Raw genomic sequence first — 19,673 nt, 5'->3', positions numbered from 1 at the left:
AACGGGCCCCGGCCACCGGCGGGCGCGGGGCCCCGCGTCCGCCGGGGCCGGTCGGCCGGGCCCGGCCGTCTCCGGTCTGGCGGGCGTCGGCCGTCTCCGGCCGACGCGTCACTTGTAGGCGGCGAAGGCCTTCGAGAACGCGGAGTCGGTCTGGACGATCGAACTGCACGTCGCGTCGGCGTAGTTCTTGGCCCCGCCCGCGCACTGCTTGTCCCGGGTGGCCGACCACATCGACAGCGGGCCGAGCCCCTTGGCCTTGGCGAAGGCGACGAGCTGGGTGGCGTCGTCGACCGTGAAGATCTCGGACGCGACGTCGTTCACGCCGATCATCGGGGTCACCCCGACCGTCTTCCAGGCCGCGCTCTCACCGAGCCCGAGGACGCTCTTGACCTGCGCCTGGGTGGCGGTGGCGGCCTGCTCGGCGTAGGTCCCCATGTCCCCGCTGTACGCCGGCCCGTAGTCCATCGCCATGATGTTGACGGTGTCGATGCCCACCCCGGCGGACTTGGCGCCGGCCAGCAGGTTCACCCCGTCCTGCGTGAGCCCCTCGGGCATGACGGGGAGGGTGAACGACACGTTCAGATCCGGGTGCTGCTGCTGCAGCTCGGCGATCGCCCGGGCGCGGCGGGCGTTGGCCGCCGTGTCGGGCAGCGCGCCGCCCTCGATGTCGAAGTCCACCTTGGTGAGCCCGTAGGCGTCCACCGCCTTCCCGTACGCGGCCGCCAGCGCGTCCGCCGAGGAGCAGGTCGTCGCCAGCTCGGATCCGGAGGCGCCGCCGAAGGACACCCGCACGTCACCGCCCTTGGCCCGCAGGGCCCCGATCTGCGCGGCCACGGCGTCGCTCGCGAGGTCGGTCACCCCGCCCCACTTGGGGGTGCAGCCGCCGCCGTCGGTGACGAACGCCAGGTTGTAGTCCTTCACGCCGGTCGCGTTCACGCTCGCCAGGAGGTCGAAGGCCGGGTACAGGGAGGTGTCGACGTAGGGGGCGAACCCCGCGGAGGCCGTGGTGCCGGTACCGGTGCTCGCGCTGGTGCTCGGGGCAGGCGACGAGGAGGTCGCGGGAGCCGAGGGCGAGGAGGTGGCGCTCTGGCCGGGGGCTGCGGTGGAAGTCGCGGTCGCGGTCGGCCGACCGCTCGGCTCGGGCGTGGCGCCGCCGTCGGCGGAGCACTTGGCGCCGTCGACGAGACAACCCACGGGATCCGCACTGCCGTTGACGACGAAGCCGACGGCGACGGACTCCCCGACGGCGAGCCCGTCGGTGTCCCACTTCGGCGGCGAGACGGTGACGTGCTGCCCGCTGACGGCGGACTCTCCGTTCCACAGGGAGCTCAGCTTCGCCCCGGCCGGCAGGTCGAACTCCAGCTTCCAGGACGTCTTCGCCTGACCGCTGTTGTTCGTCACGACGTACTGCGCGGTGTACCCGGTCGACCAGTCGCTGGTCCTGGTGTAGGCCGCCCCGACCCCGGCCGCCTGCGCGGTGCCGCCGAGCAGCACGGCCCCGCCGCCCACCACGGCCGCGGCGACCGCGCCGCCGATCAACTTGTTCCTGCCACTGATCCTGCGCCGATGCGTGCTCATCACGTGCCTGCTTTCACTGCTCACGGGGATCCCGAGGGGGGTGCGGCAGCACGCTAGCGAGCCCGAACCGGGCAAAACGCCTGACAGGGACGGCCGTTGCCGTTCTTAGGGAGCGCTTAAGGAACACATCGGGGACGGTTAAAGGTCGAGACCAATTCGCCCTCTCAGGAGCGGCCGACGAGCGCCCGCCGCCGTCTGCGGACAGCTCCCCGGTGCCCCCGGCGCACCGGCTCCCGCCCGTCCAGCTGGATCCAGAGCCGCACCTCGGTACCGCCCAGCACCGAGGAGCCGATGCGGACGTCACCGCCCGTCGACTCGGCGAGCCGGCGCACGATGTCCAGGCCGAGGCCGGTCGAGCCCGCGGCGCCCGAGCCCCGGCCGCGCGCCATCGCCGCCTCGGGGTCGGCGATGCCCGCGCCCGCGTCCGAGACGAGGACGATCACCGCGTCCTCGCCGTTGTGCACGTCGACCGCGAAGGCCGTGCCCTCCGGGGTGTGCCGGAACACGTTGCCCAGCAGGGCGTCCAGGGCGGCGGCGAGGTCGGCGCGGGCCACGGGTATGCGGACCGGACGGTCCACGCCTGCCGTGCGCACCTTGCGGCCCTCGTCCTCCGCGAGCGCCGACCAGAACGCCATCCGCTCCCGGACCACCTCCGCCGCGTCGCAGCCCGCGCCCGGACCGGCGGCCGCCGTCTGCGGCTTGGCCTCCCGCGCCGTACGGATGATCGTGTCGACCTCGCGCTCCAGCTGGGCGACGGCGGTCCGGGTCTGCTCGGCGGCCGGGGACTCGCCCAGGGAGGCCGCGTTGAGCCGCAGCACGGTCAGCGGGGTGCGCAGCCGGTGGGACAGATCCGCCGCCAGTTCCCGCTCGTTGGCCAGCAGCTGGACCACCTGGTCCGCCATCGAGTTGAACGCCACCGCCGCGAGGCGCAGTTCGCTCGGCCCCTCCTCGGGCACCCTCGCCCCGAGCTTGCCCTCCCCCAGCTCGTGCGCCCCCTCGACCAGCCGTCTCGCGGGCTGCACCATCCGTACGCCCAGCCGGTCGGCGACCGCGACCGAGCCGACGACCAGCGCGGCCCCGACCGCCGCCAGCACCGCCCAGGCGGTACCCACGCCGTTGCTCGTCTCGGACTCGGGGACGTACACCTCGATGACCACGGTCCCCAGGCTCAGCGCGACCGGCTGCAGCAGTGCGGAGCCGCCGGGGACCTCGGTGGTGGAGGCGCGGCCCAGCTTGCGTACGGCCGCGATGTCCGCGTCCGCGGCGCGCTGCCGGCCGAGGTCGACGGCGGCCCGGCCGTCGCTCGCCGGCAGGTGCACCGCCATGCCGTCGTCGGAGCCCGCCGAGGCGACGACCCGCTCCAGCTGCTCGCGGTCGGTCGTGATGGACAGCGCCGGGACCACGACCGCGGCCTCCCGCTCGGCGTTGGAGAAGGCGCGGTCGCGGGCCATCTCCTTGACGACGAGGCCCAGCGGGACGGCGAAGGCGACCACGACCATCGTGGTGACCGCCAGACAGACCTTGACCAGTGCCCATCTCATCGGATCGGTACCGTCCCCCCGGAGTCGCAGACGGGCGGCTCCAGCTTCACGCCGACACCGCGCAGGGTGTGCAGATAGCGCGGCCGCGCCGCGGTCTCGCCCAGCTTGCGGCGCAGCCAGGACAGATGGACGTCGATGGTCTGGTCGTCGCCGTAGGACTGCTGCCACACCTCGGCCAGCAGTTCGCGGCGCGGGACCACGACCCCCGGCCGGCCCGCGAGGAAGGCCAGCAGGTCGAACTCGCGACGGGTGAGGTCGAGCCGTACGCCGTCCAGTTCGGCCTGGCGGCGCAGCGGGTCGACGGTCAGACCGCCGACCCGGATGACGCTGGAGGGCGAGGCCTCCGCGGCGCCGGACCGGGCCCGCCGCAGCACCGCCGCCATCCGCGCCGACAGGTGCTCCACGGAGAACGGCTTCGTCAGGTAGTCGTCCGCGCCCGCGTTCAGCAGCCGGACGATCTCCGTCTCGTCGTCGCGCGCGGTGGCGATGATGACCGGCACGTCCGTGATGCCGCGCAGCATCTTCAGGGCCTCGGAGCCGTCCAGATCGGGCAGGCCGAGGTCGAGGATGACCACGTCGAAACGGAAATGGGCGACCTCGCGCAGCGCCTCCAGTGCCGTGCCGACGCTGCGCACGAGGTGCGAGGCGTCGGTCAGCTGCCGGATGAGCGCCGAGCGTACGAACTGGTCGTCCTCGACCACGAGCACACTTGCCATGCGCCGCAACCTACGCCATGCGGGCGGGGGTCATTCGGGCCTGTGGACAACTCGGCCCCTGTGGACGGCCGGTGAGGCGGCCGTGCGCGCGGGGCGGACGGGCGGGGCGACGTCCGTGCGACACGGATGAGGCGCGTGGGGCAAGATGGCCAGCGATGCGCAGAGGACTCGTACACGTACTGGCCTGGTCGCTCGCCACGGGCGCGGCGGTCACGCTGTCGTGGTGGGGTGTCCACACGGTGATGGCGGGCACGGCCTACGATCCGCCGCGCGCCCTGCCGCTCACCGCGGGCGACGCGATCACGCGGGAGTCGAAGCAGCCGTCGGCCTCGCCGACGGGCAGCCCGTCCGCGTCGCGGAGCCCGTCCCCGAAGCCGAGCCGGACCCCGGCGTCCCCGTCCCCCTCCCGGACGGCGGCCGACGCCACCCCCTCCCCCAGCGCCTCCGGAACGCCCCGGGCCGGCTCCCGGGGCACGGTGAAGAGCTACGACACCGAGGGCGGGCTGGTCGTCTTCGACCTGGGCAAGGTCTCCGCGTCGCTGGTCTCGGCGACCCCGGGCGCGGGCTGGTCGATGCAGGTGTGGAAGACGGAGTCGTGGATCCGGGTGGAGTTCAGCTCCGGCGCGGACCGGGTGTCGGTGTTCTGCACCTGGCACGACGGGCCGCCCCGGGTGGAGGTCGGCACGTACTGACGGCCGGGCTAGCGGAAGACGGAGGGCGGCGGGGCCGGTGAGGCCACCGCCGAGGCGTCCACGACCGGTACCGCGCCGCCGGTGAAGTCGGTGAGCGCCCTGCCGTGCTCGACCCGGCCGGGGTGGGGGTCGGACGCGGCCCTGCGGGTCAGTTCGGCGGTGGGCAGCGGGCGGTCGGAGGCCACGAGCACCGCGTTGCCGAACCGTTTGCCGCGCAGCACGGTCGGGTCCGCGACCAGCGCGAGTTCCGGGAACCGGGCGGCTGCGGTGGCGATCTGGCCGCGCAGGTGCGCGAGCGGCGGGCCGTCGGCGAGGTTGGCGGCGTAGGTCCCACCGGGCTTGAGCGCCCTGCGGACCTCGTCGAGGAACTCGGTCGAGGTGAGGTGGGCGGGGGTGCGGGCGCCGCTGAACACGTCGGCCAGCACCAGATCCGCCCACCCGTCGGGCACCTTGGCGAGACCTTCACGCGCGTCGACCGACCTCACCCTGATCCGCGCCCCCGGGTCCAGCGGCAGCTCCCGGCGCACCAGCCGGACGAGGGCCGCGTCCCGTTCGACGACCTGCTGCGTGGAGCGGGGTCGGGTGGCGGCGACGTACCGGGCGAGGGTGAACGCGCCGCCGCCGAGATGCACGACGTGCAGGGGCTTGCCCGGCGGCGCGAGGAGGTCGATGACATGGCCGAGCCGCCGCTGGTACTCGAAGGAGAGGAAGCCGGGATCGTCGAGGTCGACGTGCGACTGCGGGGCTCCGTCGATGAGCAGCGTCCAGGCCCGCGCCCGGTCCCGGTCGGGTACGAGCTGGGCGAGCCCGCCGTCGACGGTCTCGACGACGGCGTCGGCGTCCCGCTCGCGCCGCGTGTTCCTGGACTTTGCCATGCCCGCATTTTCGCAGCCCACGGACATTCCCCGCGCACCCACCCGAACAAGGAGGCGAACGGCGACCGGGCCGGGGGCCAGGCAGCGACCAGGCAGCGGGCGGACGGCGGGCGGGCGGGCCGGGCAGTCCGGGGGGAGTCGGACGGCGGTCGGAGTGCCGCTCGCGGACGCGCGCGGACGCTCGGGGGTGCTGGGGGGCCGTGCGGGAGGGAGTGCCGCTCGCGCACGCGCGTGGACGGGGCCGTGCGGGACGGAGTGCCGCGCCGGTCACCCCGCGCGCGTGCTCACCGGCAGCTGTCCGCCGCCTCGATCAGCCGGGCCGCCTCGCCCAGCGCCCGCCGCAGCACCGCCGGATCCGTCGCCAGGTCCGCCTCGCCGGGGGGCACCAGCCAGTCCGAGCCCTCGGCCGACGACTCGGGGGCGAGTCGCAGCCCCCTGCCGTCGGTCTGCGTGCAGGTGCTGCCGGGCATGTCCCAGGCGGCCGCCGTCCCGGCCGGCACCACGAAGCCGAGCGTGTCGCCGCCGTCGTCGTGCAGGACGGGCCCCACCCCGTCCCCCGTCGTCGCCCTCCGCAGGATGTCGACCGCCTCCAACCCCTGACGGGTCGGCACCGTCACGAGGTCGCACGCCGCCACCGACGTCGTAGAAGGAACGTTGCTCTGGCTGGTCTCCATCCCGGCCTCCACCGCGCAGCCCGCCTGTAGTCCGCAAAGCTCAACGGCTCACGGCGTCAAGGGCTACGGCGGAAGTCCGCCGCAAAGGATGGCAGTTCATGGCAGATCATGGATGAGATATCCGTTTTGTAGCCAAACACCGCATGGCGGCCCGACCGCAACAGGTACGTTCTTGCCCGCCGGGAACAAGGGTGCCACACGGACAACTCATCCCTATTCCGGCATGGTTCGACGGTTCGCACGAGAGGACCCGGCCATGGCGTCGTCAACGGTGACCCCACCTCGGCCAGACCGGCCGGCACGGCCCAACCTCGCCTTCCGCCACCTGCGCGGACATCGCTCACCCGCCGAGTTCGCCGCACTCGTGCGGCGGGCCGCCCGTGAGATCGGCGAGCGTGTCAGCTGTGACGCCCGCTACATCGGGCGCGTCGAGGCGGGCGAGATCCGCTGCCCCAACTACGCGTACGAGCGGGTGTTCCTGCATATGTTCCCCGGCCGCACGCTCACCGATCTGGGGTTCGCGCCCCGCGCGTCCGTGCGCGGACGAGGAGCGCGCGCCCCCGAGGACGCGCCCTGCGCACCCACCACAAGACCGGAGCGCACTGCCAGTGACGAGCAGAACACGGCTGAGACGGGCAGGGCGCCCGAGCCGTATGACACGCAGGACCCGTACGACACGCACCACCACAACCACGAGGAGAGCGACGTGCTGCGTCGCGCATTCATGACCGGCGGAGGTGCCACGATGGCCGCCGTCACGCTGGGCCCCCTCCGGCTCGCCCACGACGCGTCGGCGGATCGTCCCGTGCGCCGCGCGGGAGCGAGCGAGGCCGGCGCCCTCGAAGAAGCGGTCCGCCGCATCCGGCTGCTCGACGACCGGCACGGGGCCGACGGCCTCTACCGGCGCGCGGCCGCCCCGCTGCGCGCCGCCTACGCGCTGCTGGACGCCGGGACGACCCGGCAGTCGACCGCCGACCGGCTCCACTCGGGCGCCGGGGAACTCGCCATCTCGGTGGGCTGGCTCGCACACGACTCGGGCCGGTTCGACGACGCCCGCTCGCACTACGCGGAGGCGCTGGCGACCGCCCGGGTGACCGGGGACCAAGGACTGGAGGCGCACGCCTTCTGCAACACCGCGTTCCTGGCACGGGACGCGGGACGGCCGCGCGAGGCCGTGCGCGCCGCCCAGGCGGCCCAGCGCGCCGCCCGCCCCCTCGGCTCGGCCCGGCTGATGTCGCTGCTGGCGCTGCGCGAGGCGGGCGGCTGGGCGGGGCTCGCCGACCGCACCGGCTGCGAACAGGCCCTCGTGCGCGCGCAGGCCCTCTACGACCGGGGCCCCTGCGAGAGCGATCCCGAGTGGATGAGCTTCTACGGCGAGGCCGAACTCGAGGGGCTCGAGGCGCAGTGCTGGTCGACCCTGGGCGACTGGCCGCGCGCGGCCCGGCACGCGAAGCGGGCGGCGGACCTCCAGGACCCGCACTTCTCGCGGAACATCGCGCTGTACACGGCCGAACTGGCGGACGACCTCGCGCGCGGGGGCCACCCCGACGAGGCGGCGGTGGCCGGGATGCGGGTCCTGGACCTGCTGGACCAGGTCCAGTCGTCCCGGATCCAGACGATGCTGGCCGGTACCGCAAGAGTGCTGCTGCCGCACCGGCGCGCGGGAGGCGTCTCCACCTTCCTGGAGCGGCACGCCTCGACACCGCGGACGGTGTGAGACCCGGCCCACGCCCTCGTCCACGATTGCCGCGGGCGCCCGCGGTTACCCGAGGTGCCCGAGGTCGTTCCAGCTCTCGATCGCCGGTTCGCCGTAAGCCCATCCCAGGACCGACAGGGACGTGGGGTTCAGCCGGATCCGGGCCGCGAAGTCCAGCGGCAGCCCCAGCCAGCGTGCCCCGATGGAGCGGAGGATGTGCCCGTGGGCGAAGACCAGCACGTCCCGGTCGGCCGAGCGGGCCCAGGCCACGACCTCGTCCGCGCGGGCGGTCACCTCGGCGAGCGTCTCGCCCTCGGGGACGCCGTCGCGCCAGATGAGCCAGCCGGGCCGGGCGGCCTGGATCTCGGCGGGGGTCATGCCCTCGTACGCGCCGTAGTCCCACTCCATCAGCGTGTCCCAGGCGGTGGCCCGCTCGCCGAAGCCCGCGAGTTCGCACGTCTCACGCGCGCGTGCCAGCGGGCTGGTGCGTATCTCCACGTCCGTCAGGCCGTCGTACGGGGCCCGGTGCAGCCGCTCGCCGAGCAGCTTGGCGCCGCGGCGGCCCTCCTCCAGGAGAGGCACATCGGTCCTGCCGGTGTGCTTGCCGGACAGGGACCACTCGGTCTGTCCGTGCCGGGCCAGCAGGATGCGCGGTGCCATGGGGGACCTTTCCGGGGAGACCCTGAGAGGGATCGGGGGAGAAACCAGAGGCGGATCCCCTCCATCATCGCTCACCCTGAACAGGGGCAACCCGATGGGCGATCTCAGCGTCTTTGAGAGCCGGGGCGGCCATCAGGGACGCGCGCACGCGCCGTAAAGTGGCCCGTCCCGAGCCACCGGCACAGCAGCCACGAGACAGCGACAAGAAGGGGGAGGCAATCGGATGCCGCAGACCGAGACACCAGGCACCGAGGCGGCCCCGCGGACACGGCTGCGCTGGTGGACGGAGCTGCCGCTGATCCTGCTGGTGTACGCCTGCTACTCGGCGGGCCGACTGCTCGCGCGCGGCGACGTGACCACCGCCGTCGACCACGGCCTCGCGCTGCTGCGCATCGAGAAGTTCCTGCACATCAACGCCGAGCACCCCTTGAACCGGCTGTTCAGGACCCAGGCGTGGATCGGCGTGCCGGCCGACTTCTGGTACGCGTCGCTGCACTACCTGGTGACACCGGTGATCCTGGTCTGGCTGTTCCGGTCCCGGACCCAGCTCTACCGCGCGGCCCGCACCTGGCTGATGACGTCCACGTTCATCGGCCTCATCGGCTTCACCCTGATGCCCACCTGCCCGCCCCGGCTGCTGTCGGCCGGCCACGGCTTCGTGGACACCATGGCCCAGTACAGCTCGTACGGCTGGTGGGGCGGCGAGGCGAGCGCCCCGCGCGGCATGGGCGGCATGACCAACCAGTACGCGGCCATGCCCAGCCTGCACGTCGGCTGGGCCCTGTGGTGCGGCGTCATGCTGTGGCGCTACGGCGGCACGCGTACGGCGAAGACGGCCGGCGTCGTCTACCCGCTGGTGACGACGCTCGTGGTGATGGGCACCGCCAACCACTACTTCCTCGACGCGGTCGCCGGCGCGGCCGTGATGGGCGTCGGGCTGCTGCTGACGCCGCTGGTGACGCGCGGCGCGGACCGGGCCCGGGTGTGGTTCGCGGCCCGTGTCCCGGTGGTCGCGGCCGCCTCTGCGGGCACATCGACCCCGATTGTCAGTGGCGGATGCCAGACTTCGACGGGTGAGCGAATTCCACGGCAGCGCGAGTCACGGTTCGGCCCCGGAGCCGAGCCGGGTGCCACCCCCTCGGACGCGGGGGACGGCGCTCCGGCAGCGGCTCGCTGAGCTGCGCGGCCCCGACGTACCGGCCAAGCCGCTGGACGCCCGCGCCCTCGCGGCGCTGGCGGCCAACCCGGGCTGTGAGCGGCGGGCCATCCTCGACGGCGCCGGGGTGGACAAGACGACGCTGGCGGACGCGCTGGGCTCGCCCTCGGCCTTCGGACAGTCCCAGTTCGCCCTGACGCGCGGCAACGCGTTCGAGGCGAAGGTGAAGGCGGACGGCGGCGCGGAACTGCTGCGGCTGGTGCACGAGCGGCTGGACCCGGGCGCCGAGCCGCCCGTCGGCGCGGCGCTTCCGGACCTGTCCGCGGTCGGCCCCGAGGGCCGCACCGCGCGCACCGCGCTGGCGCTGCGCGAGGCCACCGGGGCGACCGGCACCTGGACGCTCCTGGACCATCCGATGATCGCGCTCGATGTCGCGGGCTCCCCCGCCTTCCTGGAGCCGGACGCGGTGGTGGTGCACCCGGACGGCAGCTGGACGGTCGTCGAGATCAAGTCGTTCCCGATGCTGGACGGCTCGGCGGACCCGGCGAAGGTCGGCGCCGCCGCCCGGCAGGCCGCCGTGTACGTGCTGGCGCTGGAGGCGGTCGCCGCCCGTCTCGACCCGGCCCCGCGCGTGCGCCACCGGGTGCTCCTGGTCTGCCCCAAGGACTTCTCCAACCTGCCCACCGCCTCCGCGGTGGACGTGCGCAAGCAGCGCGCGGTCACCAGCCGCCAGCTGGCCCGCCTCACCCGCATCGAGGACATCGCCGACGCCCTCCCCGAGGGCACGTGCTTCTCCCCCGACCTGCCCGCCGAACGGCTCACGGCGGCCGTCGAGGCGGTCCCGGCGGCGTACGCGCCCGAGTGCCTGGCCGCCTGCGAGCTGGCGTTCCACTGCCGTGAGCGGTCCCGTGAGGCCGGCGCGGTCACCTCCCTGGGCCGTTCCGTGCGGGCCGAACTGGGCGGGCTGACCACCGTCGAGGACGTCCTGGCGGCGGCGCGCGGCGAGAGCGGCGATCCGCGGGACCCCGCGGTGGCCGCCCTGCGCCGGGCCGCGGTTCTCCGCGCCGACGCCCTGGGGACGATGTGTCGCTGATCACCACCCTCGCGCGCCTCGAGGCCGTCACCACCGGCCGCGCCCAGCCCACCGCCACCGTCCGGCACCGCCACCTGTCCGCACGGCCGCTGGTCTTCGTGCCGCTGACCACGGCCGGCGAGGCCGGCGCCCCGCTGGGCGCGCTGGTCGGAACCGACCGGGACGCGCCGCGGCTGCTCGTCGTGCCGCAGCCGCGCGACCGTGAGCTGCGGTTCGCGTTCCTCGCCGAACTGGCCGACATCGTGCTGCCGTACGTCGACTCCTACGCCGACGTCGTCGAGGCCGCCGAGCGCAGCGAGACCGACCCGGAGACCGGCAAACGCGTCAAGGTCGAGGTCGAACTGTGCGCCGATGCGCCCCAGCTGATCGTCCCGAGCCGTGCGGGCGTCGACTTCGTGCGCCTCCTGGGCCGCTCCATGCGCTTCAGGCGGACGGCGGAGCAGGACCCGGAGACGCCGTATCCCGCCCCTCCGCGCGTGCCGCTGCTCGGCCGCTGGCTGACCCATTTCGGGGAGCGGTCCCGGGTGCCCGGCTCCTCGCTGCTGACCGCGATGACCGAAGTCCTGGGCCGGCACTGGGCGACCGGGCAGTCCAGCCTGGAGGACCAGCACCTGGGGGCCCAGCTCGCCTGGATCGCCCCGCCGCCGGGCGCGACGGGCGCGCAGGCGGCGCTGCGCGCGGAACTCGCGCGGGACGCGGCCGGACAGCTGCTGTGCCCGCCGGCGGGTCCGGCGACCGACCCCGCGTTCGACAACAAGCTGCTCGCCCCGGCCATCGAGCGCTACGACCGCGCGCGCACCGCCCTGGCCGCCGCCGAGGACGGCCTCCAGGCCGACGACCGGCTGGGCGCCCTCACCGCGGCCGAGCAGGACATCCGCGAGCTGGTGAGAAGCCGGACGCTGCCCACCTGGAACAAGGTGTGGGAGGGCCTGGACCTGCTGCGGGCGCTGCCGGAGGGCGCGCACGTCGAGGAGCGGTGGACGCGCGACCGCTGGTCGTTCACCGGCCACCGCGACCGGGTCGTCGCGGGCGAGCCCCCGCAGCCGCGCCGGGACGACGCCGTCACCGCCGCCAACAAGCTCGCCACCCGCGAGCGCGAACAGGCCCGGCTGGAGGCGCAGGAGGCGCTCGACGACCCGCTGGTGATGGCGGGTCGGCGGCTGGCCGGGGAGGCGTTCGCGGGCGAGGTCGTGGACGTGGTCATGGCGTACAGCGAGAGCAAGCGGCCGAGCCCGCGCCCGCTGGTCACCGTGCGGACGGACGACCGGCCGCATCTCGGGGAGCGGGCGAAGGTGTTCCGGTCGCTGGGCGGGAAGCCGCAGGCGGCCGAGTTCGTGGGCCGGGACGGCGAGGAGGAGGACGGCCTGCTGGTGCTCCGGATCGTCGACAAGATGGGCCGCGGCAAGGAGCCCGAGGCCGGGTCCGTGCCCGAGAAGGGCGACCGGCTCTGCTTCACGCTCTTCGAACACGAGCAGCGCGGCGGCGCGAAGCTGCCCGATCCGGAGGACACGCCGTGGACGCACGGCGGCCCGCCGGGCGAGCAGGCGATCGAAGCCCCCGATTCCGTCACCCAGGAGGACGTGCTGTGACCACCGAGGCCGCCTTCGACCCCGGTACCGCCGCCACCCGCGCCACCGACGCGATCCTGCGCGACACGCTGCACGGCAGCGCGCGCGGGGTGGTCGTCGACTCCCCGCCCGGCGCCGGGAAGTCCACGCTCGTCGTCCGCGCGGCGCTGGAACTGGCCGACGCGGGGCGGTCGTTGATGGTGGTCGCGCAGACCAACGCGCAGGTCGACGACCTGGTGGCGCGGCTCGCGGCGAAGAGCCCCGAGCTGCCGGTGGGCCGGCTGCACAGCAGCGACGCCGACCCCTACGACAAGGCGCTCGACGAGCTGCCGAACGTACGGAAGTCGGCGAAGGCGGCGGAGCTGGCGGGCCTGCCGGTGGTGATCTCCACCGCCGCCAAGTGGGCGCATGTGAAGGTGGACGAGCCGTGGCGGCACGCCATCGTGGACGAGGCGTACCAGATGCGGTCGGACGGGCTGCTGGCCGTGGCCGGGCTGTTCGAGCGGGCGCTGTTCGTGGGCGACCCGGGGCAGCTGGACCCGTTCTCGATCGTCGGCGGCGAGCAGTGGGCGGGCCTGTCCTACGATCCGTCGGCCTCGGCGGTGAGCACCCTGCTCGCGCACAACCCCGAGCTGCCGCAGCACCGGCTGCCGGTGTCCTGGCGGCTCCCGGCGTCGGCGGCGCCCCTGGTCTCCGACGCGTTCTACCCGTACACCCCCTTCCGCAGCGGCACCGGGCACGGCGACCGGCGCCTGTCCTTCGCCGTGCCCGCGGACGGCTCCGGCACGGACCGGGTGATCGACGAGGCGGCGCGGTCGGGCTGGGGTCTGCTGGAGCTGCCCGCCCGGCACACGCCCCGGACCGACCCCGAGGCGGTGCGGGCCGTCGCGACGGTCGTCCGGCGGCTGCTGGACCGGGGCGGCGCGGCGACCTCGGAGCTCTCCCCCGACCCGACCCCGCTGACCGCCGACCGGGTGGCCGTCGGCACGGCCCACCGCGACCAGGCGGCGGCGGTGCGGGCGGCGCTTGCGGAGCTGGGCGTCCCGGACGTGACCGTCGACACGGCGAACCGGCTCCAGGGCATGGAGTTCGACGTCACGGTGATCCTCCACCCGCTCTCCGGCCGCCCCGACGCCACCGCCTTCCACCTGGAGACGGGCCGCCTGTGCGTCCTGGCCTCCCGCCACCGGCACGCGTGCGTGGTGGTGTGCCGGGCGGGCGTCGGCGACCTGCTGGACGCCTACCCGTCGACGGAGCCGGTCCAGTTGGGAACCCTGGTCAAGTTCCCGGACGGCTGGGAGGCGAACCACGCGGTCCTGGCGCACCTGGCGGAACACCGGGTGCCCTGGAGACCCTGACCCGACGCGGGCGCCGGGCACCCGACGCCACGACCCGGCCGGGACACCACGCCCCGCAGATCCCGGCCCGGCGGGAACATCGGGGAGGCCGGGAGCCTTGAGAGTGCGGGGCCGAGGGCCTCTTGCGCTGCCGGGGGACAATGGAGGGTGGTCCACTCCACCGGTGCTGTCCGCCCGTGGAGTCATCCGAACGTACGAGGAGGAGAAGACATGGCGGAGCCCACGCCGCGTCGGAACGAACCGCGGCTACGCCCCGCGCCCCTGCTCTTCGAGCCCGCCGAGGCGGCCGGCGATCCGGAGCACTTCTTCGACCTGGAGTCGATAGACGATCCGGCCGCGCTGCTCACGCGGGCGACGGAGCTCACGCTCGCCTTCCGGGCGGCCGCCGACCGGGCGGTGGAGTTCCAGGCCATGGCGGCGGCACAGCTCGCCGATCCGCGCCGCTTCGACCGGCTGACGCCGGCGGACATCGGCGAGCGGGCCGAGTGGACCGAGGACTACGCGAAGAAGATGGTCGAGTTCGGCCGGGATCTGCTGCGGGGCGACACCGAGGGGCGGGGGCACGCCGACCCCGTCTGAGCGCCGCCGCGGGCCCGTAGGCCACACCGGGCCGCGCCCGCCCGCCGCTGCCGCGTCCGCCCCGCCGCTGTCCCGCCCGCCCCGCACGGCGCTGCGCCTGGCATATGCCGGGCGGGCAAGATACTCCTCCCCGTCCCCTCCCGTCCCGTTTTCCGGCAACCCTGTGAAATCGTCCGCTCACCCCCGGTAGACCTGGAGGTATGAGCAGCGCATGCGACGAACCCATCGGCGTCACCCCGGACGGCGCCGCCTGGCTGGCCTCCGCCGGGACCTATCCGCGCAGCACGCTCGCTTTCTGGGAGGAGCGGCCGCAGGCCCCGGTGGTGCTCCCCTGCGGCTCGGTGTTCGACATCGTCAGCGCCCCGACGATGTTCGGGCGGCTGATGCTCGACCGGCTGTGGAGCGAGGGCCCGGGCTCCGGTCCGGTGGCCGCGTTCCGCGGGCGGATGCTGCTGTTCGCGGCGCCGGGCACGGCCCGGCGGCTGCCCTCCCTGCTGGAGTGGGAGGAGTGGAGCGCCGAGGGCCGCCGGGACGGCCGTACGGCGACGGTGCCGCCGCTGCTGTGCCACGGCACGGGGGACGCGGTGACCGTGCCCGCGCTCACCCCCGCCGGGGAGGGCGCCTCGACGCGCTGGATGGTCGCCCCGGACACCCGTCATCCCTGGCTGCCGGGCCCGGAGATCCTGCTGTGGGCGGCCGTCAGGGCGGCCCGTTCGGCCGTGCGGATTTCGATTTCTCCTCCCCAGGATCAGGATGCTAAGGTCTACGACGTCAGCAGGCGCCGCTAGCTCAGTTGGTTAGAGCAGCTGACTCTTAATCAGCGGGTCCGGGGTTCGAGTCCCTGGCGGCGCACGACGTCGAGAGCGGGGGGGGGGGGGGGGGGGGGGCGCCCCCCCCCCCCCCCCCCCCCCCCGCTCTTGTCATTCCCCGGCAGTCACAGCTTCGTGCCCGGCGTGATCTTCACCGTCCACGCGCCCGACGCCGTGCGTCCCTCGACGTCCACCCGTACGCCGTTGCCCGGCACCGTGAAGCTCTCGCCGAGGGCGACCGGGGCGTCCGCGAGCGGCGGGTAGACCGAGTTCTCCCAGCAGGCCTCGGTGCGCGGATGGGCGTCGATCACCTCGACCGGCCCCCGGCCGGACCGGGCGCCGCTGCTGACGCGGTAGACGAGGACGCCGGTGCGGCAGGCCGCCCGGTCGTTGCCCGCCGGCTCGCGCGCCTCGAAGGCGAGCGCGCTGTCGGGGCCGGTGCGCACCACCGCCAGCTTGGGCCCGTTGCCGAGCCCGAAGGCCGGCGCCCCGGAGGCCCCGGCGACGGGCACGCCCGGCCCGGCGCTCAGCGGCTCCAGGGTCAGCCGGGTCGGGCCGGGCCCCCGTACGCACACCACCTGGCGCTCCCGCAGCCAGCCCAGCTTCCACTTGTGCCAGGCGAACAGGTCCGGGGCCAGACCGAACTGGCTGCCCATCAGGTCCCAGTCGCCCACATAGGTGTCCCAGTCGCCCTTGCCGTCGGCGGGGCGGTGGTAGAGGTCGGGCAGGTCGAAGACGTGGCCGGTCTCGTGGGCGAGGACGAGACGGTCCGGGGGATGCTGCTCGAAGACCGTGACGACCCGGCGGATGTCCGTGCCGTCGGCGTGCAGCGGGGCGTCCAGATTGACGACCTTGGTGGCGTCCGAGTCGACGCCCGGCGCGTCCGGGTCGGCCACGAAGTAGACGACGTCGTAGCGGGAGAAGTCCACGTGGGGGTCGGCGGCGGCCAGCGCGTCGTGCAGATAGGCGGCCCGGCTGTCGGCGTTCCAGTCGCGCTGTATGGCGTACGCGGTGGACGGCTTCGGCATGCGGATCCAGCGCTTCAGCGGATGCGCGCGCAGGGCGAACTTCCCGTAGGACGCCTGCCGGAAGAAGCGGCTGGTGGCCGGGAAGTGGTCGGCGGCCAGTTCGTCGGGGGTGGTCGTCGGGAACCGGTCCGGGAAGGACAGGAAGACCATGACCGCGTCGAGGGAGCGGGCGGGCCGGGGATAGGCGCTGTTCCAGGTGTCCACGCCCTCCGAGTGGTGGGCCGTGGTGCGGGTCAGGGCGCACGGGGCGGGGGAGAACGGCTCGGCGACCGAGGGGCCGCCGACGAGCGAGTTCGCGACCAGTGCCGAAAGGGTGGTGAACACGGCGGCCGTACTGCGCAGTCGGGGGCGCGGAAGCAGTCGCACACGTCGCGGCAGTCGCGGCACAGGGACCTCCGGAAGGCGGTTCACGGGACACCGCCACCCAGCCTGTGTGAAATTGTCGTACTACGCCCTGTTTGTCTGCCCCAGACGAGTGAGGAGGCGGAAAGCGGGCATCACCTCGACACCCCCGGAATTCTCACGGAACGTCACAAGCGGTCGTCCCCCCACAGAACCGGGCCAGGTGCGGGCAGAAACGATCTGTCAGAAAGGCCGGTTGTTCGGGGACACTGGGCAGTGGCTGCGCGGGTCCGGGGGCAGCCTCTATGATCGGCAGACTTTCCTGCACGGACAGCGATCGAGTGCACTGCGGGAGCGAGCGGTGAGCGGAACGTCCGAAGGGCCGACGCCCGCGGCAGACCTCGACCGGTCAGCCGACACAGAGAGTGACATCGACAGTACGGAAAGCGGGCTCCAGGTCCATCGACCACCGGCCTACCGTTCCGTCTTCGCGGCGGCGCCCCTCGCCATGGCCGTGGTCGACGGCGAGGGCCGCATCGTCGACGCCAACGACGCGCTCGGCGCGCTGCTCGGCGGCGAGAGCGCGGTCCTGGTCGGGCGGGTCGCCTCCGACCTGCTGGACCTGGCCTCCGACGCGCGCACCTGGCACGCCTACCGTGAGGTGCTGCGCGGCCGGCAGGCGAAACTGCGCTGCACCCGGCGGCTGAAGCAGCCCGACGGGCACTCGCTGTGGGCGCAGGTCACCGTCTCCCCGCTCGACGCGGACATGCCCGGCGTCCTGCTGTCGGTCGCGGACGTGAGCGCGCACCGTGACCTCCAGGCGAGGCTGCGGCACCTCCAGATGCACGACCCGGTCACCCGGTTGCCCAACCGGACCCTGTTCTTCGAGCGGGTGTCCGCCGCACTGGAGGCGGAGGTGTACGAGCAGAGCGGGACCGGCCGGATCGGCCTGTGCTACCTGGACCTGGACGGCTTCAAGGCGGTCAACGACACCCTCGGCCACCGGGTGGGCGACCTGCTGCTGGCCGCCGTCGCCGAACGGCTGACGGAGTGCGCCGAGCAGGCGGGGCAGACCCGGCCGAGCGTGCCGCTGGTCGCCCGGCTGGGCGGCGACGAGTTCGCCCTGCTGGTCGAGGACTCCACCGGCACCGAGCAGCTGGCCGACCTGGCCGAGTCCGTGCTCAAGGCGCTCCAGGCCCCCTTCGACCTGGCCGGGCACCGGCTGAACGTCTCCGCGTCGATCGGGGTCGTGGAGCGGCACGCGGCCGGCACCACCGCGACCGGCCTGATGCAGGCCGCCGACACGACCCTGTACTGGGCGAAGGTGGACGGCAAGGACCGCTGGACGCTGTTCGACCCCGAGCGCAACGCCCATCTGATGACCCGGCAGGCGCTGGCCTCCACGCTCCGGCCGGCCATCGAGCGCGGCGAGTTCCGTCTCGACTACCAGCCGCTGGTCGGCATGTCGGACGGCCGGCTGCGCGGCGTGGAGGCGCTGGTCCGCTGGGACCACCCCCGGTTCGGACTGCTGTCGCCGAATCGGTTCGTCGCGCTGGCCGAGGAGGACGGTTCGATCGTGCCGCTCGGCCGATGGGTTCTGGCCACCGCCTGCCGGCAGGCCCGGCGGTGGCAGCTGGACAATCCGGACGATCCGCCGCTGTTCGTCAGCGTCAATGTGGCGGTGCGTCAGGTGTGGGACTCCGACCTGGTGGCGGATGTGGCGGAGATCCTCGCCGAGACCGGGCTCGCGCCGCACCTGCTGCAGCTGGAACTCACCGAGTCCGCCGTGATGGGCTCGGCGGGGCGGCCGCTCCAGGCGCTCCAGGCGCTCAGCGACATGGGCGTCGGCATCGCCATCGACGACTTCGGCACCGGCTACTCCAACCTCGCCTACCTGAGCCGGCTGCCGGTGTCGGTGCTGAAGCTCGACGGGTCCTTCGTGCGCGGCTTCCAGTACGAGGGCGCGGGCTCCCCGCCGAACCCGGCCGACCAGGTCGTCGTCGAGGCGATGATCGACCTCGCCCACCGGCTGGGGCTGACGGTCACCGCCGAGTGCGTGGAGACCTCCGCGCAGGCGACCCGGCTGCGCAGCATCGGCTGCGACACCGGGCAGGGGTGGCTGTACTCCCGTCCGGTGCCGCCGGATCGTATCTCCGAACTGCTGGGTACCGAGACCTACGCCGTCGGCAACCCGTAGGCGTCCGCGACGAGTTCGTAGGAGCGCAGGCGCAGCTCACCGCGGTGGGCGTGGCTGGTGAGCATCAACTCGTCGGCGCCGGTGCGCTTGTGGAGGTCGTCGAGGCCGGTGCGGACCTCGTCGGCGGTGCCGTGGATGATGTTCGCGCCCCACGAGTCGACGAACTCCCGCTCCAGCGCACTGAATGCGTGCGCCTCCGCCTCCTCGGGGGAGGGGAACAGGCCGGGGCGGCCGCCGCGCAGCCGGATCATGTTGAGGCCGGTGGCCAGGACCTGGCGGCGGGCCTCCCGTTCGTCGTCGACGGCGAGCACGGAGACGCCGATCAGCGCGTACGGCTCGGCGAGCACCTCGGACGGCCGGAAGGACTCCCGGTACAGGTCGAGGGCCGGGACGGTGTTCTGCGCCGAGAAGTGGTGCGCGAAGGCGAAGGGCAGGCCGAGCACACCGGCCAGCCGGGCGCTGAAGCCGGAGGAGCCGAGCAGCCAGATCGGCGGCCGGTGCGGCGACTGCACCCCGCCGGGGGACGTGCCCTGGACCGGGCCGGGGATCGCGTGGATGCGGCGGTAGCGGTGGCCGTCGGGGAAGTCGTCGTCCAGGAAGCGGGTGAGCTCGGCGAGCTGCTCGGGGAAGTCGTCGGCGCCCTCGTGCAGGGTGGCGGTGCGGCGGAGGGCGGCGGCGGTGGCGCCGTCCGTGCCCGGGGCGCGGCCGAGGCCGAGGTCGACCCGGTGGGGGGCCAGCGCCTCCAGGGTGCCGAACTGCTCGGCGATGACGAGGGGCGCGTGGTTGGGCAGCATCACGCCGCCCGAGCCGAGCCGGATGCGGTCGGTGTGGGCGGCGAGGTGGGCCAGGATCACCGCGGGCGAGGAGGAGGCGACGCCCGGCATCGAGTGGTGCTCGGCGACCCAGTAGCGGTGGAAGCCGCGTGACTCGGTGTACCGGGCGAGTTCGACGCTGGTGCGCAGGGCGTCGGTGGCGGTGCGACCGGAGCCCACGGTGACCAGGTCCAGCACGGAGAGGGGCGCCGGCGCGCCGCCCAGGGCCGTCCCTCGGATCTCGTCCCGCGCCGTCACATCGCTCACCGTCTCGTCCGCCGCCACGGGGGTCCTCCTGC

At 74.0% G+C, this 19,673-nt stretch carries 17 protein-coding genes and 1 tRNA gene; 10 read left to right on the top strand and 8 right to left on the bottom strand.

Annotated features, from left to right (window positions below):
* Positions 1–108: 108 nt before the first annotated feature.
* The 3 genes from J2X68_RS26645 to J2X68_RS26635 form a co-directional block, all read right to left on the bottom strand.
* Positions 109–1,578 (bottom strand): cellulose binding domain-containing protein, encoded by a 1,470-nt coding sequence (locus J2X68_RS26645; protein WP_310435099.1) that lies wholly within the window; start codon positions 1,576–1,578, stop codon positions 109–111.
* A gap of 164 nt (positions 1,579–1,742) precedes the next feature.
* Positions 1,743–3,119 (bottom strand): HAMP domain-containing sensor histidine kinase, encoded by a 1,377-nt coding sequence (locus J2X68_RS26640; RefSeq protein WP_310435098.1) that lies wholly within the window; start codon positions 3,117–3,119, stop codon positions 1,743–1,745.
* Positions 3,116–3,835 (bottom strand): response regulator transcription factor, encoded by a 720-nt coding sequence (locus J2X68_RS26635; RefSeq protein WP_310435097.1) that lies wholly within the window; start codon positions 3,833–3,835, stop codon positions 3,116–3,118. Before J2X68_RS26635 ends, J2X68_RS26640 begins: the two co-directional genes overlap by 4 nt.
* Positions 3,836–3,990: 155 nt before the next feature.
* Between J2X68_RS26635 and J2X68_RS26630 the strand changes: the two genes are divergently transcribed.
* Positions 3,991–4,527 carry a hypothetical protein gene (locus J2X68_RS26630; protein WP_310435096.1) on the top strand — a complete coding sequence of 179 codons (537 nt, stop codon included), beginning with the start codon at positions 3,991–3,993 and terminating at the stop codon, positions 4,525–4,527.
* A gap of 8 nt (positions 4,528–4,535) precedes the next feature.
* Here the strand turns inward: J2X68_RS26630 and J2X68_RS26625 are convergent, their stop codons facing one another.
* Together J2X68_RS26625 and J2X68_RS26620 are read right to left on the bottom strand one after the other, a co-directional pair.
* Positions 4,536–5,402: a fused MFS/spermidine synthase gene (locus J2X68_RS26625; RefSeq protein WP_310435095.1), complete on the bottom strand. Its 867-nt coding sequence runs from the start codon at positions 5,400–5,402 to the stop codon at positions 4,536–4,538.
* 284 nt (positions 5,403–5,686) lie between these two features.
* On the bottom strand, positions 5,687–6,076 hold the full coding sequence (locus J2X68_RS26620) for a hypothetical protein (protein WP_310435094.1): 390 nt from the start codon (positions 6,074–6,076) through the stop codon (positions 5,687–5,689).
* A gap of 256 nt (positions 6,077–6,332) precedes the next feature.
* On the opposite strand from J2X68_RS26620, the gene J2X68_RS26615 reads away from it, so the two are divergent.
* On the top strand, positions 6,333–7,793 hold the full coding sequence (locus J2X68_RS26615; RefSeq protein ID WP_310435093.1) for a hypothetical protein: 1,461 nt from the start codon (positions 6,333–6,335) through the stop codon (positions 7,791–7,793).
* A 45-nt stretch (positions 7,794–7,838) separates the two neighbouring features.
* Here the strand turns inward: J2X68_RS26615 and J2X68_RS26610 are convergent, their stop codons facing one another.
* A complete protein-coding gene (locus J2X68_RS26610) occupies positions 7,839–8,432 on the bottom strand; it encodes a histidine phosphatase family protein (protein WP_310435092.1) in 594 nt (197 codons plus the stop codon).
* A 223-nt stretch (positions 8,433–8,655) separates the two neighbouring features.
* Between J2X68_RS26610 and J2X68_RS26605 the strand changes: the two genes are divergently transcribed.
* From J2X68_RS26605 to J2X68_RS26575, 7 genes are all read left to right on the top strand, one after another.
* A complete protein-coding gene (locus tag J2X68_RS26605; protein WP_310435091.1) occupies positions 8,656–9,609 on the top strand; it encodes a phosphatase PAP2 family protein in 954 nt (317 codons plus the stop codon).
* The gene (locus J2X68_RS26600; RefSeq protein WP_310435090.1) at positions 9,560–10,681 is read left to right on the top strand and encodes a hypothetical protein; all 1,122 of its coding nucleotides are present in this window, start codon (positions 9,560–9,562) and stop codon (positions 10,679–10,681) included. The genes J2X68_RS26605 and J2X68_RS26600 overlap by 50 nt, the downstream gene beginning before the upstream one ends.
* The gene (locus J2X68_RS26595; RefSeq protein WP_310435089.1) at positions 10,672–12,270 is read left to right on the top strand and encodes a hypothetical protein; all 1,599 of its coding nucleotides are present in this window, start codon (positions 10,672–10,674) and stop codon (positions 12,268–12,270) included. Before J2X68_RS26600 ends, J2X68_RS26595 begins: the two co-directional genes overlap by 10 nt.
* A complete protein-coding gene (locus J2X68_RS26590; protein ID WP_310435088.1) occupies positions 12,267–13,607 on the top strand; it encodes an AAA family ATPase in 1,341 nt (446 codons plus the stop codon). Before J2X68_RS26595 ends, J2X68_RS26590 begins: the two co-directional genes overlap by 4 nt.
* A gap of 210 nt (positions 13,608–13,817) precedes the next feature.
* A complete protein-coding gene (locus J2X68_RS26585) occupies positions 13,818–14,186 on the top strand; it encodes a hypothetical protein (protein ID WP_310435087.1) in 369 nt (122 codons plus the stop codon).
* Positions 14,187–14,386: 200 nt separating this feature from the next.
* Positions 14,387–14,974 carry a bifunctional DNA primase/polymerase gene (locus J2X68_RS26580; RefSeq protein ID WP_310435086.1) on the top strand — a complete coding sequence of 196 codons (588 nt, stop codon included), beginning with the start codon at positions 14,387–14,389 and terminating at the stop codon, positions 14,972–14,974.
* Positions 14,965–15,038 (top strand) — tRNA-Lys (locus tag J2X68_RS26575). Before J2X68_RS26580 ends, J2X68_RS26575 begins: the two co-directional genes overlap by 10 nt.
* An 82-nt stretch (positions 15,039–15,120) precedes the next feature.
* Here J2X68_RS26575 and J2X68_RS26570 read toward each other — a convergent pair.
* Positions 15,121–16,389: a M6 family metalloprotease domain-containing protein gene (locus J2X68_RS26570; protein ID WP_399040886.1), complete on the bottom strand. Its 1,269-nt coding sequence runs from the start codon at positions 16,387–16,389 to the stop codon at positions 15,121–15,123.
* Positions 16,390–16,726: 337 nt separating this feature from the next.
* Here J2X68_RS26570 and J2X68_RS26565 point away from each other — a divergent pair, with 337 nt between their 5' ends.
* Positions 16,727–18,562 carry an EAL domain-containing protein gene (locus J2X68_RS26565; RefSeq protein ID WP_310435084.1) on the top strand — a complete coding sequence of 612 codons (1,836 nt, stop codon included), beginning with the start codon at positions 16,727–16,729 and terminating at the stop codon, positions 18,560–18,562.
* On the opposite strand, the gene J2X68_RS26560 is transcribed toward J2X68_RS26565, so the two are convergent.
* Positions 18,541–19,659 (bottom strand): LLM class flavin-dependent oxidoreductase, encoded by a 1,119-nt coding sequence (locus J2X68_RS26560; protein WP_399040884.1) that lies wholly within the window; start codon positions 19,657–19,659, stop codon positions 18,541–18,543. The genes J2X68_RS26565 and J2X68_RS26560 overlap by 22 nt on opposite strands.
* Between the last annotated feature and the right edge of the window lie 14 nt (positions 19,660–19,673).

The sequence above is a fragment of the Streptomyces sp. 3330 genome (assembly GCF_031456635.1).
Lineage (GTDB): Bacteria > Actinomycetota > Actinomycetes > Streptomycetales > Streptomycetaceae > Streptomyces.
The sequence above is the reverse complement of the archived record's forward strand: the minus strand, read 5'-3'. Positions and strand labels throughout refer to the sequence as shown.

Coding starts and splice junctions, on each gene's coding strand:
- J2X68_RS26610 (WP_310435092.1), bottom strand. CDS start 8,432: ATGGCACCGCGCATCCTGCTGGCCCGGCACGGACAGACCGAGTGGTCC.
- J2X68_RS26580 (WP_310435086.1), top strand. CDS start 14,387: ATGAGCAGCGCATGCGACGAACCCATCGGCGTCACCCCGGACGGCGCC.
- J2X68_RS26625 (WP_310435095.1), bottom strand. CDS start 5,402: ATGGCAAAGTCCAGGAACACGCGGCGCGAGCGGGACGCCGACGCCGTC.
- J2X68_RS26620 (WP_310435094.1), bottom strand. CDS start 6,076: ATGGAGACCAGCCAGAGCAACGTTCCTTCTACGACGTCGGTGGCGGCG.
- J2X68_RS26615 (WP_310435093.1), top strand. CDS start 6,333: ATGGCGTCGTCAACGGTGACCCCACCTCGGCCAGACCGGCCGGCACGG.
- J2X68_RS26585 (WP_310435087.1), top strand. CDS start 13,818: ATGGCGGAGCCCACGCCGCGTCGGAACGAACCGCGGCTACGCCCCGCG.
- J2X68_RS26635 (WP_310435097.1), bottom strand. CDS start 3,835: ATGGCAAGTGTGCTCGTGGTCGAGGACGACCAGTTCGTACGCTCGGCG.
- J2X68_RS26630 (WP_310435096.1), top strand. CDS start 3,991: ATGCGCAGAGGACTCGTACACGTACTGGCCTGGTCGCTCGCCACGGGC.
- J2X68_RS26605 (WP_310435091.1), top strand. CDS start 8,656: ATGCCGCAGACCGAGACACCAGGCACCGAGGCGGCCCCGCGGACACGG.
- J2X68_RS26645 (WP_310435099.1), bottom strand. CDS start 1,578: ATGAGCACGCATCGGCGCAGGATCAGTGGCAGGAACAAGTTGATCGGC.
- J2X68_RS26640 (WP_310435098.1), bottom strand. CDS start 3,119: ATGAGATGGGCACTGGTCAAGGTCTGTCTGGCGGTCACCACGATGGTC.